Annotated in this window: 14 protein-coding genes and 1 other RNA gene; 10 read left to right on the top strand and 5 right to left on the bottom strand. The window is 64.0% G+C overall.

All coding sequences use genetic code 11. The features are described 5' to 3' along the window. Positions 1-66 precede the first annotated feature (66 nt). On the top strand, positions 67-372 hold the full coding sequence (locus AB6M95_RS12350; RefSeq protein ID WP_371387062.1) for a hypothetical protein: 306 nt from the start codon (positions 67-69) through the stop codon (positions 370-372). 170 nt (positions 373-542) lie between these two features. Here AB6M95_RS12350 and AB6M95_RS12345 read toward each other — a convergent pair whose 3' ends face one another. Beyond that, entirely contained in the window at positions 543-731 is a 189-nt protein-coding gene (locus AB6M95_RS12345; protein ID WP_371387061.1) for a hypothetical protein, read from the bottom strand. A 206-nt stretch (positions 732-937) separates the two neighbouring features. Here AB6M95_RS12345 and AB6M95_RS12340 point away from each other — a divergent pair, with 206 nt between their 5' ends. Together AB6M95_RS12340 and AB6M95_RS12335 are read left to right on the top strand one after the other, a co-directional pair. Then, positions 938-1,684 (top strand): transporter substrate-binding domain-containing protein, encoded by a 747-nt coding sequence (locus AB6M95_RS12340; RefSeq protein WP_371387060.1) that lies wholly within the window; start codon positions 938-940, stop codon positions 1,682-1,684. 226 nt (positions 1,685-1,910) lie between these two features. Then, entirely contained in the window at positions 1,911-5,303 is a 3,393-nt protein-coding gene (locus AB6M95_RS12335) for a hybrid sensor histidine kinase/response regulator (protein ID WP_371387059.1), read from the top strand. Between the two features lie 41 nt (positions 5,304-5,344). Here the strand turns inward: AB6M95_RS12335 and ffs are convergent. Then, positions 5,345-5,438, bottom strand: an RNA gene (gene ffs / locus AB6M95_RS12330) — signal recognition particle sRNA small type. A gap of 165 nt (positions 5,439-5,603) precedes the next feature. On the opposite strand from ffs, the gene arsS reads away from it, so the two are divergent. From arsS to AB6M95_RS12315, 3 genes are all read left to right on the top strand, one after another. Further along, positions 5,604-6,548 carry an arsenosugar biosynthesis radical SAM (seleno)protein ArsS gene (gene arsS / locus AB6M95_RS12325; RefSeq protein ID WP_371387058.1) on the top strand — a complete coding sequence of 315 codons (945 nt, stop codon included), beginning with the start codon at positions 5,604-5,606 and terminating at the stop codon, positions 6,546-6,548. Positions 6,549-6,628: 80 nt separating this feature from the next. Then, a complete protein-coding gene (locus AB6M95_RS12320) occupies positions 6,629-7,552 on the top strand; it encodes a bile acid:sodium symporter family protein (RefSeq protein WP_371387057.1) in 924 nt (307 codons plus the stop codon). Positions 7,553-7,681: 129 nt separating this feature from the next. Continuing rightward, positions 7,682-8,428 (top strand): DUF4198 domain-containing protein, encoded by a 747-nt coding sequence (locus AB6M95_RS12315; protein ID WP_371387056.1) that lies wholly within the window; start codon positions 7,682-7,684, stop codon positions 8,426-8,428. 40 nt (positions 8,429-8,468) lie between these two features. Here AB6M95_RS12315 and AB6M95_RS12310 read toward each other — a convergent pair whose 3' ends face one another. Next, complete coding sequence (locus AB6M95_RS12310) at positions 8,469-8,906, bottom strand: hypothetical protein (RefSeq protein WP_371387055.1); 438 nt, start codon at positions 8,904-8,906, stop codon at positions 8,469-8,471. Positions 8,907-9,186: 280 nt separating this feature from the next. Here AB6M95_RS12310 and AB6M95_RS12305 point away from each other — a divergent pair, with 280 nt between their 5' ends. The 4 genes from AB6M95_RS12305 (at position 9,187) to AB6M95_RS12290 (ending at position 12,917) form a co-directional block, all read left to right on the top strand. Beyond that, positions 9,187-10,404 (top strand): OmpP1/FadL family transporter, encoded by a 1,218-nt coding sequence (locus AB6M95_RS12305; RefSeq protein ID WP_371387054.1) that lies wholly within the window; start codon positions 9,187-9,189, stop codon positions 10,402-10,404. A 138-nt stretch (positions 10,405-10,542) separates the two neighbouring features. Beyond that, positions 10,543-11,286 (top strand): energy-coupling factor ABC transporter ATP-binding protein, encoded by a 744-nt coding sequence (locus AB6M95_RS12300; protein WP_371387053.1) that lies wholly within the window; start codon positions 10,543-10,545, stop codon positions 11,284-11,286. After that, positions 11,283-11,993 carry a cobalt transporter gene (locus tag AB6M95_RS12295; protein WP_371387052.1) on the top strand — a complete coding sequence of 237 codons (711 nt, stop codon included), beginning with the start codon at positions 11,283-11,285 and terminating at the stop codon, positions 11,991-11,993. Before AB6M95_RS12300 ends, AB6M95_RS12295 begins: the two co-directional genes overlap by 4 nt. Positions 11,994-12,092: 99 nt before the next feature. Beyond that, positions 12,093-12,917 carry a rhodanese-like domain-containing protein gene (locus tag AB6M95_RS12290; RefSeq protein ID WP_371387051.1) on the top strand — a complete coding sequence of 275 codons (825 nt, stop codon included), beginning with the start codon at positions 12,093-12,095 and terminating at the stop codon, positions 12,915-12,917. 16 nt (positions 12,918-12,933) lie between these two features. On the opposite strand, the gene AB6M95_RS12285 is transcribed toward AB6M95_RS12290, so the two are convergent. Both AB6M95_RS12285 and AB6M95_RS12280 read right to left on the bottom strand, forming a co-directional pair. Further along, the gene (locus AB6M95_RS12285) at positions 12,934-13,809 is read right to left on the bottom strand and encodes a DMT family transporter (RefSeq protein ID WP_371387050.1); all 876 of its coding nucleotides are present in this window, start codon (positions 13,807-13,809) and stop codon (positions 12,934-12,936) included. Positions 13,810-13,813: 4 nt separating this feature from the next. Continuing rightward, entirely contained in the window at positions 13,814-14,563 is a 750-nt protein-coding gene (locus AB6M95_RS12280) for a TlyA family RNA methyltransferase (protein ID WP_371387049.1), read from the bottom strand. Positions 14,564-14,649: the final 86 nt, after the last annotated feature.

Raw genomic sequence — 14,649 nt, 5'->3', positions numbered from 1 at the left:
AAACAGATGCAGGCGTACTATTTGCTTCAAGATTCAAAACGGAAGAATTGGAGGGCAAAGCGCAACATGGAAAATCCCAGTGCCGAACAGGCGATTCAAATCATAGATGACCTCGTCAACAAGACGCTCAACACGCAGAACGCCTTTGACAGGGCCATCAGGAAGCTCCTCGAAGAGGCCATGCGCATACGAGGCGGCGTCGACGATGTTTCCACGCCGCTCTCCAACGGCCAGATCCGGCAAATTCTGCAGAACGTGTCCCTCATCATCCGGGAACTTGGCATGATTGAAAAGGGATTCGGCACATCCGTCACGCAGGCGCCGCACCGGGAGATGACCTACGATGACGGTGCCGGTACGATCAAGCAATAGGCGGCCGCTCCGATCAGCAGGCCGGTCCGGCGGCGAGAACGCCGAGGGACCGGGCCTGTAGAACGTCCACGGCGGTTCAGATCCCCATTCTCGCCGCCATTGAAAACAAAAAGGCTTACGGGAAATTCCCGTAAGCCTCTGTTCATGTCGCGCGCGGGGGGGGGTCCTGTCTAGCGGGGCTCCCGGATTGTCGCGAGCAGGTCGTTGACGATGGTTTCTTTTTCGGTGCCTTCAGCCGTTGCGGTCGCTTCGTCCGCCTGGGGGTGAAGGGACGGATTGTCGTGAGTGGGCCAATCGGACAGCAGGAATCGGATTTCCATTTCGCTGAGTATGGGTTTGTGGCCGTTGTTGCCGAACATGTCTGCCACCTTGGTTGAGGTTTCCCCCTCCTATAGTAAAAAGCGCTCGGAAGGCCGCAAGAGTTACATAAAAAAGGTGGTTGCACGGCCGGAAGCCACGGACACAAAGGGCTGGCAGGGGGCGGGAGCGTGTGGTATGCTATTGCATCTTCACTGCTTTTTTATCGAATTGGACGGATGGGAGGTTGACCCTTCGGGGAACGAGCATGAGGTGGATTCTTCAGTTTTCCTGGGCGGCATATTGCCTCTGGCTTCTTCTTGCGCCCGCCGTCGTCTCCGCGGAGGAGACGCCTCTCGACTGCGGCATGGCCCGGGGCTATCCGCCGTACCAGTATCTGGACGCCCAGGGGAAACCGGCCGGCCTCGACGCCGAGGTGGCCAAGCTCGTCTTGGCCCGGCTCGGCGTCACGGGCCGTGTGCTCCCCGGAGACTGGGACGATGTCGTGGCCAGCCTGCGCCTGGGGCGGCTGGACTTCGTGTGCGGCATGGAAATCAACCACGACCGTGAGCATTTCTTTGCCTTCACCACCCCCTATTACACCCGGAAAGTGGTCATTTTCGTCCGCCGGGACGAGACCGGCTTCAAGTCGGTGGAGGACCTGGTCGGCAAGGCGGTCGCCGGGGACCGGCATTCCTTTGTGGAGCATTATCTGAAGGAGCTGGGCCTGCTCGACGCCATCCGCATCATCAGGACCAGGACCAAGGACCAGTCCATGCGCATGCTCAAGGACGGCAAGGTCGTGGCGGTCATCGCCCCCCTAGCCGTGGGGCGGCTCCTGGCGGGGCGGCAGGGCATGCCGGTCAGGGTCATCGACGTGGGCGACCCCGGCTCTCCGGTGGGCTTCGCCGTGGAAAAGAGCAACGACGTCCTCCTGAAAAGGCTGGAAAACGCCCTGGAGGAACTGAAGCGGGAAGGCGCCCTCCAGCCGGTCCTGGACCGTTGGCTGCACTGAGGCCGTCGCCCGATCCCGATCAGACTGAGGATGTTGAATATAATCGACTGGAAATGAACTTCGGCCTATGAGAGAGGGGCGGATGGAGATTTCGGATCAGACCGGTACCCGCGCAAGGCCGTCGCGCAACGTGCCGGCAAGCCGGTTGTAGCAGGGGCTCGTATCATTTTGGGAGAGGACGGGGAGAATGCCGTTGTTGCATAAAATCAGGAGAAAGCGCTCCCTGGTGCAACACCTGACCACAAGCCTGGTCATGGTGGTTGTTCTCTCCTCCGTTGCCGTTTCCTCGGTCATCTTCGCCCTCCTGTTCCAGAAGTCCGAGGCGCAGTTCCAGCAGCGCGCCGACGAGGCACTGACGCACCTGGCCAACAGCCTGGAATCCTACCTCTGGCATATGGAGGAGGAGTCCGTGGTCAACCTGTGCAACACCTTCGCCAACATCGACATCGTGGTCTTCATCGAGGTCCGCGACCATCGCGGCAACGACATCTACCGCTATGGCGAGATCACGCCGGGCGAGACCATCATCAAGGAAAAGCGGATCAGCTACGACAACATCGAGGTCGGCGTGGTCCGGCTCGGCCTGACCCCGGCCATCTTCCGGGAGAAGGTCTACGAGACCACCTGGATCAGCCTGCTGTCCCTGTTGTCCGTGGTTATCGTCCTCGGCCTGTCCACCCGCCTCATCCTGAACCGCAGCCTGCGCATGCCGCTGGGGCAGCTCATCCAGCGCATCGAGGGGCTGTCCGCCGGCGAATATTCCGAACACGTGGAGGAGCAGGAGGGGTTCCAGGAGGTCCAGCTCATCCTGTCCAAGTTTAACGAGATGGCCGAGCAGGTCCGGCTGCGCGAGACCGAACTGCGCGAGAGCGAGGAGAAGTACCGCCGCCTGTTCGAGACGAGCATCGAAGGCATCGTCATGATCGACGCGTCCGAGCACATCTTCCAGGTCAACCGGATTTTCGCGGACATGCTGGGCTATACCGAGGATGAACTGGTGGGCAAGTACGTGCCGGATCTCCTCCTCGGCGAGGACCAGGGGAGCCACCGCAGCGAGATCGAAAAGCGCCGCGCCGGGCTGGCCTCCCAGTACGAGCGCCGGTTCGTGCGCCGGGACGGCTCCGAGGTCTGGACCCTGATCTCGGCCAGTCCCCAGTTCGACGCCAAGGGCGAATTCAACGGGGTGTTCGCCATGATCACGGACATCACCCCCCTGCGCATAGCCCAGGCCAATCTCAAGACCGCCTACGACGAGTTGGAGAAACGGGTGGTCGAACGCACGGACGAGCTGAACAAGACCAACCGGCTGCTGACCTCGGAAATCCACATCCGCAAGCAGACCGAGAAGGAGATCATCAAGGCCAAGGAGGCGGCGGAAAAGGCCACTCAGGCCAAGAGCGAGTTCCTGGCCAACATGAGCCACGAAATCCGCACGCCCATGAACGCCATCATCGGCATGACCCACCTGATCAAGATGACCGAGCTCTCGCTGGCTCAGCGGGACTACCTGAACAAGATCGACATTTCGGCCAAATCCCTGCTCGGCATCATCAACGACGTCCTCGACCTGTCCAAGATAGAGGCGGGCATGCTCACGGTGGAATCCGTGGGCTTCAAACTGGAGCAGGTGCTCGAACAGCTGACCACCATCGTCTCGCCCCGGGCCAACGAAAAGAAGCTCGAATTTCTCATCAGCGTGGGCAAGGACGTGCCGCCAGCCATCCAGGGCGACCCCATGCGCCTGGCCCAGATCCTCATCAACCTGTGCAACAACGCCGTCAAGTTCACCGACGAAGGGTCCGTGGTGGTGGGCATCTCCACCGTGGAAAAGGGAATGGACACGGCCAAGCTGCGCTTCACGGTCAAGGACGACGGCATCGGCATCAAACCCGACAAGATCCAGGAGTTGTTCCAGCCTTTCACCCAGGCGGACGCCTCCACCACCCGGAAGTACGGCGGCACCGGCCTTGGGCTCAGCCTGTGCAACCAGCTGGTGGAGCTCATGGGCGGCGAGATCGGGGCCGAGAGCGATTTCGGCAAGGGCAGCCTCTTCTGGTTCGAGGTCACCTTCCCCATCTACCGCGAGGAGGTCGAGAACGCGACCCTGCCGCAGGAGCTGCTGGGGATGCCCGCCCTGGTGGTGGACGACAACCCCACCTCGCGCATCATCCTCAAGGGCATGCTCGAGTACATGGGTTTGTCCGTGACCACGGCCAAGTCGGGTTTCGAGGCCATCGACATCCTGCAGCGCTGCGGGGACAAGGATACCTTTAAGCTGCTCGTGGTGGACTGGCGCATGCCGGACTTGGACGGCCTGGAGACCGCCGAGAGGATTCTCAAGGACGACGCCATCAAGGTCAAGCCGCCCATGTTCATGGTTTCGGCCTACGGCAACGCCTCCCTGGTCAAGCGGACCAACGAGCTGGGTTTCCGCGGCCTGTTGTTCAAGCCGGTGAACCAGTCCTTCCTGTTCAACCTGGTGGTGGAGACCCTGGGCAAGGGCATGGTCACCCTGAACGAGTCCGCCCGGCCCGAAAGGGCGCTGGACAAGCTCGCCGGCAAGCGGGTCCTGCTGGTGGAGGACAACGAAATCAACCGCCAGGTGGCCCAGGAAATACTGGCCTCCATCGGGGTCAAGGTCTTCGAGGCCTTCAACGGGCAGAGCGCCCTGGAATTTCTGGAGAAGCACGACGTCGACCTGGTGCTCATGGACATTCAGATGCCGGTCATGGACGGGCACGAGGCCACCCGGCGCATCCGCGCCCAGGAACGCTACAAGGACCTGCCCATTGTGGCCATGACCGCCCACGCCATGCTCGCCGACATCGAGATGAGCAAGGAAGTGGGCATGAACGGCCACATCGCCAAGCCCTTCGACCCGGACGACCTGTTCGCCGTCCTGACGAAGTGGCTGACCGGTGGGGAGGCACAGGCGGAGGCCGGTCCGGCGCAGGCGCACAATCAGCCCGAGCGGGCCGCCACGGACAAGGAGACGCTCCCGGCCATGATGAAGGGCATCGACGTGCAGCTCGGCCTCCGGCGCGCCCGGGGCAACGAGAAGCTCTACCGGACGCTGCTCCTTCTCCTGGACGAGAAGTACGCGGACGCGGCCAAACAAATCGGAGAGCATCTGGCCGCCGGGGACACCCGGGAGGCCGTGGCCCTGGCCCATTCGGTCAAGGGAACTTCCGGCATGCTCGGGGCCATGGAGCTGTTCGAGGCCGCAGGGGCGCTGGAAAAGGCCCTGGACCAGGGCGAGGCGAATCCGGCTCTGCTGCTGGCCACGTTCACCGCGCGGCTGGAAGAGGTGGTCCGGAGCATCGGCGAGCTCAAGGATTCCCAGGGCGAGCAGTCGGAATTCCCGGAGGTGGGCGAGGTCGCTTCGCAGGAGGACCTTCTGGCCAGCCTGGACGGCCTCAGGTCGCCCCTCTCCCAGGGCGCGCCGGTGGAGTGCCGGGAGCGGAGCAATGACGTCAAGGCGCTGGTCTGGCCGGAAGAGATCCAGCCGGAGGTCAAGCAACTGGTCAAGTTCATCGCCGAGTACGATTTCAAGAAGGCCCTGGCCGTGCTCGAGGAGCTGGATGCGGCGCTCAGGGCCGCCCCGGACGGCGAGGCGTGACGGGGCAATGAAAAAAGGCGCGTTCATCGCTGAACGCGCCTTTGAGTGGAAACCGGACACCCGGCAGCAATCGATACCGCTGCTTCCTCTCGGACCTGACGGGGTTCTCAACGCAACCGCCGTCCGGCTTCCCTCTGTACGGGAATGGTTTTCCTACAGCGTTCCCGGCCGTTCGTCAACTCTTCCCTTGCATTGATTCGCATGAACCTCGACGACAATGTCCCACCAGCGGCATCTGGATATTGCGCTGGAGCGGCTTTGCCGTATAGGCTGGTGAAAACCCCAACAGGCGAGGTGTCGGTGAACGCTTTCGATCATAAAATCGGCGGGCCGCTTCGGGCCGCCGGTCTGGATATCCTGCAGGTCAACGTCGGACTCAAGTGCAATCAGGCCTGCATCCACTGCCATCTGGAGTGTTCCCCGGCGCGCGAGGAACTCATGGGCCCCTCGACCATGGAACGGCTCGTGGACCTGGCCGATGCCGCCCGGCCCGGGCTGGTGGACATCACCGGCGGCGCGCCGGAGCTCAACCCGCACCTGAAGGATTTCATCACGGCTCTGACGGACCGGGGGCTGGCCGTGCAGTCGCGGACCAACCTGTCCGCCATGGAGGAGCCGGGTGCGGAAGACTATCCCGAATTCTTCGCCGAAAAGGGCGTGGCCCTGGTGGCGTCCATGCCTTGCTACCTCGAGGAGAACGTGAACCGCATGCGCGGGGACCGCTGCTACGCGAGCTCCGTGCGCATGCTCAAGCGGCTCAACGGGCTCGGATACGGCCGGGGGAACGGCCTGACCCTGGACCTGGTCTTCAACCCCGGCGCCCCGGCCCTGCCCCCCGGGCAGGAGTGTCTGGAAAAGGACTACAAGCGGGAACTGTTCGACCGGCACGGGGTGGTCTTCGACCGCCTCCTGACCATCACCAACCTGCCCATCGGCCGGTTCCTGCACATGCTGGAAGAGCAGGGCAGGGACCGCGAATACCTGGACCTGCTGGACGGCTCCTTCAATCCGGCCACCGTGGACGGGCTCATGTGCCGCCACCAGGTCAACGTCGGCTGGGACGGGCGGCTCTATGACTGCGACTTCAACCAGGCCCTGAAGATCGGCACGGACCCGGACGCGCCGGACCAGCTGGCCGACTTCGACCTGGCGGCCTGGATCGGGCGGAGGATTGTCACCGGGCCGCACTGCCTGGGCTGCACCGCCGGGGCCGGGTCGAGTTGCGGCGGGGCCATCGAGGTCTGATTTTCGCTGAAAACGCCTTTTGACTTCTGTTTTTTGGCTCCGGCGTTGACAAGAAGCCGTATTTGGGCCACCCCACGGGCATGAAAATCGACTCCGTTCCCCTTTTTATCGAGCGAAACTTCATCCTGATCGCCGTGGCCATGTCCGCCGTGGCCTTGGCGCATCCCCCGACTTTTACCTGGGTCAAGCCGCATATCCCGCTTGGGCTGGGCATCATCATGTTCGGCATGGGGCTGACCCTGGAGTTCGGGGATTTCATGGACATCCTGCGCAAGTGGCCCCTGGTGGGGCTGGGCGTGATCCTGCAGTACGCCATCATGCCGCTCCTGGCCGTGGGCATCTCCTCTGCGCTGGGGCTGCCCGCGGACATCGCCATCGGCATGATCGTGGTCGGGGCCTGTCCCGGCGGCACGGCCTCCAACGTCATCGCCTACCTGGCCAAGGCCAACGTGCCTCTGTCCGTGACCATGACCCTGGCCTCCACCTGCCTGGCTCCGCTCCTCACCCCGGCCATCATCTACCTGCTCCTGGAGCGCCAGGTGGAGATCGATTTCTGGTCCATGGTCACCTCCGTGTTCTGGATCGTGGTTTTTCCCCTGATCGACGGCCTCGTCCTGCGGCGCATCTTCCGGCGCAGGCTGGAGCCGTTCCTGCGCTGGTTCCCGTCCCTGTCCATCATCGTCATCGCCCTGCTCATCGCCTGCATCATCGGCCTGAACCAGGCGACCCTGCTCGGGCTGCCTTTCCTGGCTCTGCTGGCGGTGATCCTGCACAACACCCTGGGGCTGGCCGCCGGGTACGGGCTGGCCCGCGCGGCGCGTTGCAACAGGCGGGACGCCCGGACCGTGGCCATCGAAGTGGGCATGCAGAATTCCGGACTGGGCGTGGCCCTTGCCGTGAAGCATTTCGGGGCGGCCTCGGCCCTGCCCGGCGCGCTCTTCAGCCTGTGGCACAACCTGTCCGGCGTGGCCCTGGCCCGCCGCTGGCGCAACCGGGCGGAGTAGGGCGATCCTCAGTGTGAAGGGTAATGAATCCATATTCTTGCTTGACTTGTGTTACTAATTTGATACTAGTAACATCCAGCGATCAAGAAATGGCCTTTCATATCTGCCATAACCATTGAGGAGTGTGTGATGAAAAAACTGACTTTTGCTCTAACGATCCTGTGCGCCGTGCTGTATGCGGGACCGGCCCTGGCCCACTTCGGCATGCTGATTCCCGACACTGACGAACTGACCCAGGCCAAACGGACCGTGAACCTGGTCCTGTCCTTCTCCCATCCCTTCGAGGGGCAGGGCATGGAGATGGAAAAGCCCGCCGCCTTTTTCGTGGCCGTGGACAATGACCAGCGGGTCGACCTGCTGCCCACCCTGAAGAAGACCGAGGTCATGGGCCACACGGCCTGGAAGACCTCCTTCACTCCCAAGGCCCCCGGCCTGTACACCTTCGTCTTCGACCCGGCCCCTTATAAGGAAGACGCCGAGAACAACTACATCCGCCACATCACCAAGGTGGTGGTCGACGCCTACGGCGAGGGCGAGGACTGGAACACCCCGCTGGGCCTGGACACCGAGATCGTGCCCCTGACGCGGCCCTTCGGCAACTACGCGGGCAACGTCTTTCAGGGCGTGGTCATGGTGAACGGCAAGCCCGCCCCGTACACCCGCGTGGAAGTGGAATTCTACAATAAGGACGGCAAGCGCCAGGCCCCCAACGAGCGCATGGGCACGCAGGAAGTGATTGCCGACGGGCAGGGCGTGTTCACCTTCGCCTGTCCGTGGAAGGGGTGGTGGGGCTTTGCCGGCCTGACCACCGCCGACAAGCCCTATGAAGGCCGCGAGCTCGAAATGGGCGCGGTCATCTGGGTGGAAATGAAATAGCCTGTCCCTGTCCGGCAGGCCTCTGGCGGCGCTTTCGGTGTCAGGGTCTGTCGGACGTCTTTTCCGCCATCCTGCTCAGGATGGGGGTGACGAATTCGTCCGGCAGGGCCCCGCAGGCCGCGCCGATGTAGGCCCCGACAATGGAGCCGATGACCAGGTTGGCTCCGTCCGGGCTGATCGCCACCTGGGACAGGGTGCCGACAAAGGTGCCCATGAACCCGCCCAGCATCCAACCGTCGTTGTGCACCCCCCGGTAAGGCTTCATGCCCCGCCAGGTGCGGAAACAATCCTTCAGGAAAAATCCGGTAAACCCGCCGAGAAAAGCCCCCAAAAGGGTCAGCAGCATGCCCGGAAACGCGGTATGCAGGGTGAAGCCGTACCGTACCGACCCCTCAATGATGCCCGCCAGGCCGCCGATGGCCAGCAGGCCGTGGAAACTCTTCTCCTTGGCGTCCAGCCGGGGAATGTATTCTTTCATGCGTCCTCCCGCGCCGGGAAATATCTTCCGCGTCCCGGCGCATGCCCTGTCCTTTGCCAGATTCATGCCGCTTGCTCGGCCGTTTTATGGGTTTGGGAAATTGGTTAAACAGCTGTTTGAAAAGACTTTTCCGTTAGACATTGTATTGCGCGTCATGTATGACTTGCCAGTTTGTGCAAATAGTAACGCAATGTTTCCGGGACGGGATGGAACCGCCGCATCTGGGAGGGTGCTGGAGGCATTGGAAGACGCTGCCGCGTGCGGCAACCAAGGGGGAAGGATGAAACGCGCATCCGCATTTGTATTGAGTTTTCTGGTCTGCCTGCTGGCGACCGCATCCGTGGTCCAGGCAGGCGGTTTTGCGCTGTATGAGTGGGGCAACCGCGCCCTGGGCATGGGCACGGCCAACTACGCCACCGGCAACGACGCCTCGGTCATCGCCTACAACCCGGCGCTGATGACCAAACTCGAAGGCACCACCAACGTCTACGGCGGCGTCACCGCAGTCTCGCCCAACTCCGACGTGTACATCAACGGCCAGAAAAGCCAGACCCAGAACCAGGTTTTCGGCGTGCCGCACGCCTTTGCGACCCGCAAGCTCAACGACGACTGGACCATCGGCGTGGGCGTGTTCACGCGCTTCGGCCTGGGGACCAACTACAACAACAACTGGGCCGGCAGGACGCTGGTCAAGGACGCCCTGCTGGAAACCTTTTCCTTCAATCCGAGCGTCGCCTACAAGGTCAACGACAAGTTGTCCGTCGCGGGCGGCGTGGAGGTCGTCAAGGGCAGCTTCGTCGTTCGCAAGGATATCTCCGACCTGGCCCTCGGCGGCAACGTCAAGACCGACGTGAGCGACACCGCCCTGGCCTTCAACCTCGGTCTGGCGTATGACGTCAACGACATGTTGACCGTTGGGCTCACCTACCGTTCACCCGTGCATTTCGAGGGCAGGGGGAGTGTCGAGGTGGCCAACGCCGGCTTTTTCACCAACGGCACGGGCGATTGCACCATGACCGCCGATTTTCCGGCCAGCTACACCGTGGGCCTGGGGCTCAAGCCCCTGGAAGACCTGACCGTCGAGTTCGACGTGGTCTACACTCAGTGGGAGCAGTTCGACCGCATCGAGTTCGACTTCACCGGCTCCGGGCTGCCCGACAACAATCAGGACTTCAACTACAAGTCCACCTGGCGGTTCCAGTTGGGGGCGGAGTACCGCTTTACTGACGCGTTCGCTCTGCGCGCCGGATACGTCTACGACCAGACTCCGACCCGCCACGAGTACACCTCGCCCATGCTGCCCGCCAACGACCGCCAGATGTTCACCTTGGGCGCGGGCTACAAGTGGGACGCCTGGACCCTGGACGTGGCCGGCATGTACATCATCACCAAGGAGCGCACGGGGTTGTCCATGTCCAACGGTCCCGAGACCTTCGACGCGGACTTCAAGAATGGCCGGACCTGGGGCCTCGGCACCTCCATCGGCTACACCTTCTAGAGCCCGCCTTACGGACAACATGAACCCCGCTCCGGCGGGGTTTTTTTGTTGTCCGGCCGCCGGGCGGCGGTGGGTGTCGCCAACTCCGCCGTTGACAGCCCGGTTTGGGATGGTCAAGTGTTGGGCGAGAGGAATGCGATGATAGAACTCAATACCGTTACGTTCGCCTATCCCGCCGGGGAGGAGGTCCTGTCCGGAGTTTCCCTGGCCGTGGGCAAGGGCGGGCTGCTCGGGCTGGCCGGCGCCAACGGCAGCGGCAAATCCACCCTGCTCGCCCTGGTGGCCGGGCTGTACGCGCCCACCCGGGGGAAGCTGGAAGTGGCCGGGCGGGTCAGCCCGGGCCATGAGGGGGACATCCGGTCCATCTGCCGGTTGGTCATGCAGGACGCGGATCTGCAGATCCTCGGGGCCACGGTGGAGGAGGACCTGCTCCTGGGCCGCGAGCGCGGCGAGGCCGTGACGGCCGAGGCCCGCGCCATGGCCGAACGGCTCAACCTGTTGAAATATTGGGACCGTCCGGTACAGACCCTGTCCTGGGGCACCAAGCGCAAGCTCTGCCTGGCGGCGGCCCTTCTCGACCGGCCGCGCGTGCTGCTCCTGGACGAGCCGTTCAGCGGGCTGGACTATCCCGGCGTGCGGGAGATGCGCGCCCTGATCCGGGCCAATCGGGAGGCCGGGCTGACCCAGGTGGTCTCCAGCCACGACCTGGAGAGCTTCATCGACCTGGTGGACGGACTGGCCGTGCTCGACAACGGCGAACTGGTTCTGAACGGCCCGGCCGAGACCGTGCTGGATCGCGTGGCCGAACACGCGGTGCGCGCGCCGGGTTCCTGGACCGCCTGCCGGACCATCGTGCCCTGGGACGAGGGGACGCGCCGATGACCGACGTCGCCGGGCTGGTCCGCTCCCTGGACCCGCGCCTCAAGCTGGCGGCGGCCCTGCTGGTCGGCCCCTGCCTGTGGAAGGTCCCGGTTTCGGCCGCCGTCGCTTGCGCCGTATTCCTGCTGCTCCTGGTCCGGTTCCTGGCCGCCGGGCAGCCGGGTGGTGGGAAGATGGTTCGCAGCCTGCTTTCCTTCGTCTTTTTCTGGGTGGCGATCAAGGTCGTCCTGGACGCCATCGGCGGGGTGCCGGTGGAGTACATGGCCTCGGACGCGGCCCAGCTGGCCGTACGGCTGGTGGCCCTGCTCATGCTCGGCCTGGGGTTGGCCCTGTCCACCTCGGCCCGCGCCCTGGGGCTGGCCGTGGCCTGGGCGCTGCGGCCTTTCCTGGGCCGGGAGCGGGCCTGGCGCATCGCCCTGGCCCTTTCCCTGATGGTCCATTTCCTGCCCGCCTGCCTGTCCACCCTGACGGGCGTGCGCGAGGTGGCCGCCCGGCGTTTCCCCGAGGCCGGGTTCTTCCGGCGCATGCGTATGGTCCCCCAGGCCGTGATCCGCAATCTCGGGCAGAAGACCTGGAACCAGACCCTGGCCGTTGCCTGTCGCGGCCTGGACCGGGCCGGGGCCTGGGAACCGGACTTCGTCTGGTCCGGCCGGGACTGGTTCGCGTCCGCCTTTGTGCTCGCGGCCGCCGGGGCCATGTTTTTCCTCTAGCGTTCTCCCCGCCGTATTGACGGAATGGACCGTCCCTCATACTGTTTGGGGAAACAGGGTATCTTTCGCCCGCCAGACCGCAATATCCAGGGGGAAATCATGTCCACCATCACCCAGATGACGCCCGATGAGGCGCGCAAGTTCATGGAAGGCAGCAAACCGGACGCCTACACCCTTCTCGATGTCAGGCAGGAAGTGGAATACGAGCAGGACCACATTCCGGGGGCCAAGCTGGTGCCCCTGTCCGAGCTGCCCGACCGCTTCGCCGAATTGGACAAGGAGCGGCCCCTGCTGGTCTATTGCGCCTCGGGCGGCCGGTCCATGGCCGCCGCAGGGCTCCTTCAGGGTCAGGGCTTCGAGGACGTCAACAACCTGGTGGGCGGCATCTCCGCCTGGGAGGGCGAGGGTGCGTTCGGGCCCATGGAACTGGGCATGATCGCCTTCACCGGGGCCGAGGGACCGGCCGAGATCATCCTCAAGGCCTACGCCATGGAGAACGTGCTCCAGGCGTTTTACGTGCAGCGCGCGGACATGGCCGAGACCATGGAGCGCATCGAGTTGTTCATGCAGTTGGCCGGGTTTGAGGACAAGCACAAGGACGTTTTGTACGAGCTGTACACCCGCACCGCCGAAGAGGTCATGAGCCGCGACGAGTTCGAGGAAGTGGCCCTGCGCAACGCCTCGGATCTGGCCGAGGGCGGGGTGCCGGTCAATGAGTTCATGGACCGTTTCCCCGGCGCGTTCGACGACGATCGCGGCGTGCTGGAACTGGCCTCCATGGTCGAGGCCCAGGCCCTGGACTACTACCTGCGCTGCGCCATGCGCGCCAAGAGCGACGACGCGCGGGATGTGCTCCAGCTCCTGGCCCGCGAGGAAAAGGCCCACCTCAAGCTGCTCGGAAAGTTCATGGACGGGCGGGACTGATCCCGCCCGGGCGTCGTCAGGCCGCCGCTGCGGGCTCCCGTCTGCGCAGGTTCGGCACGATGATGCCCAGGATGATCAGGACCGCGCCCCAGATCTGGAGCCAGACCACGGGTTCGCCCAGGAACACGGCCGCCGCCGCCAGGGTGATGACCGGCTCCACGGACGAGAAGATGCAGACGTACGCGCTGCCGACCCGTTCTATGGCCGTGTACTGCAAGGTCGCGGCCAGCAGGCCGGGGAAAAGGCCCAGCGCCAGGCTGATGCCCGCCTGTTCCAGGTTCATCGATCCCCATACGTGGATGTCGCCCGACAGGGTGAAGGACACCGCCGCGAACCCGATGACATAGAAGGTGGCCGTCAGCGGCCTGAGCCCCTTGAGCAGCACCTGGACCAGGATGACGTAGATGGAGAAGGTGGCCATGGCCCCCAGGGCGTAGGCCAGCCCCGTGCCGTTCACCTCGCGCAGGAAGGCGTCGTAGAAGACTAGGCAGCAGCCGGTCATGACCAGAATCAGGGAGAAAATGACCGCCCGGTTGATGCGCATGCGCAGGAACTGGGAGGAGAGCAGGGTCACGGCCATGGGGTGTCCGTACAGGACCAGAGCCGCCGTGGAGGCCGGGATGGTCTCCAGCGCGTAGACGAAGCAGGAGGTCTGCATCCAACAGACCACCAGCCCCAGAAAGGCGCACTTGGCCAGGTCGGGCAGCGAGATGCGCAGCATCCGGGGGGACTTGACCAGCAGGTAGACGAACAGCATGGCCGTGGCCAGGGTGAAGCGCGTCTGCATCATCACCGCGCCGTCCATGCCCGCCGCGTAGCCGAACTTGACCAGGATGGCCATGGAGCCGAAGCAGGCGGCCGAGATCAGCGCATAAATGAGCCCCTGGAGCATGGTGCTATTCCGGTCTGGCCATGTAGGCCATGTATTCCTGGTTGCCCTTGGGGCCCAGAATCTGGGACGGCACCACGCCGCGCACGGTCAGCCCCAGCTCGGTCTCGCAGAACCCGACCACCGTATCCACGGTTTCCTGTTGCAGCCGCTTGCTGCGGACCACGCCCTTGTCGGTCTGGCCCGGCCCCACCTCGAACTGCGGCTTGATCAGCACCACCAGCTCGCCGCCGGGCTTGAGGAACTGCAGGCATGCGGGCAGGATCTTGGTCAGGGAGATGAACGACACGTCGGCCACGATCACGTCCACCGGCTCGGGGATCAGGTCGGGCTCGGCGTGGCGCACGTTGGTCCGCTCCAGGTTGATCACCCGCTCGTCCTGCCTGAGCTTTTCGTGCAGCTGGCCGTAGCCCACGTCCACGGCATAGACCCGGACCGCCCCGTACTGGAGCATGCAGTCCGTGAACCCGCCCGTGGACGCGCCCGCGTCCAGCGCGACCTTGCCCGTGAAATCGATGGAGAATTCCTCGATGGCCGTGAGCAGCTTGTACGCCCCGCGCGACACGAAGCGCTCGTCGTGCGGGACCACGAATTCCGTTTCCGGGTCGAACTGCTGGCCCGGCTTGATAACCGGCGTCTTCTGGCCGCGGTCCATGTAGTGGACCTTGCCGGCCATGATCAGCCGCTTGGCCTTGCCACGGCTCTCCACAAGGCCCTGCTGGGCCAGGAGCTGATCCGCGCGTTGTTTCTTGGGCATGGTGTGTGCCTCCGGCGGCCGGGGGAAGGGAGGGAAAAACCCTTTGAAAAGGGTTCTTTCCCTCCCTTCCCCCGGACCCCCATCCC

Source organism: Pseudodesulfovibrio karagichevae (assembly GCF_041414475.1).
Taxonomy (GTDB): domain Bacteria; phylum Desulfobacterota; class Desulfovibrionia; order Desulfovibrionales; family Desulfovibrionaceae; genus Pseudodesulfovibrio; species Pseudodesulfovibrio karagichevae.
Note: the sequence above shows the minus strand (reverse complement) of the source record. Positions and strands in the feature narration are given on the sequence as shown.

Bases quoted from the DNA above. Each gene is read 5' to 3' on its own strand.
- AB6M95_RS12310 (WP_371387055.1), bottom strand. From the start codon at position 8,906: ATGAAAGAATACATTCCCCGGCTGGACGCCAAGGAGAAGAGTTTCCAC.
- AB6M95_RS12280 (WP_371387049.1), bottom strand. From the start codon at position 14,563: ATGCCCAAGAAACAACGCGCGGATCAGCTCCTGGCCCAGCAGGGCCTT.
- AB6M95_RS12295 (WP_371387052.1), top strand. From the start codon at position 11,283: ATGACCGACGTCGCCGGGCTGGTCCGCTCCCTGGACCCGCGCCTCAAG.
- AB6M95_RS12300 (WP_371387053.1), top strand. From the start codon at position 10,543: ATGATAGAACTCAATACCGTTACGTTCGCCTATCCCGCCGGGGAGGAG.
- AB6M95_RS12345 (WP_371387061.1), bottom strand. From the start codon at position 731: ATGTTCGGCAACAACGGCCACAAACCCATACTCAGCGAAATGGAAATC.
- AB6M95_RS12315 (WP_371387056.1), top strand. From the start codon at position 7,682: ATGAAAAAACTGACTTTTGCTCTAACGATCCTGTGCGCCGTGCTGTAT.
- AB6M95_RS12305 (WP_371387054.1), top strand. From the start codon at position 9,187: ATGAAACGCGCATCCGCATTTGTATTGAGTTTTCTGGTCTGCCTGCTG.
- AB6M95_RS12350 (WP_371387062.1), top strand. From the start codon at position 67: ATGGAAAATCCCAGTGCCGAACAGGCGATTCAAATCATAGATGACCTC.
- AB6M95_RS12285 (WP_371387050.1), bottom strand. From the start codon at position 13,809: ATGCTCCAGGGGCTCATTTATGCGCTGATCTCGGCCGCCTGCTTCGGC.
- AB6M95_RS12340 (WP_371387060.1), top strand. From the start codon at position 938: ATGAGGTGGATTCTTCAGTTTTCCTGGGCGGCATATTGCCTCTGGCTT.
- AB6M95_RS12320 (WP_371387057.1), top strand. From the start codon at position 6,629: ATGAAAATCGACTCCGTTCCCCTTTTTATCGAGCGAAACTTCATCCTG.
- AB6M95_RS12290 (WP_371387051.1), top strand. From the start codon at position 12,093: ATGTCCACCATCACCCAGATGACGCCCGATGAGGCGCGCAAGTTCATG.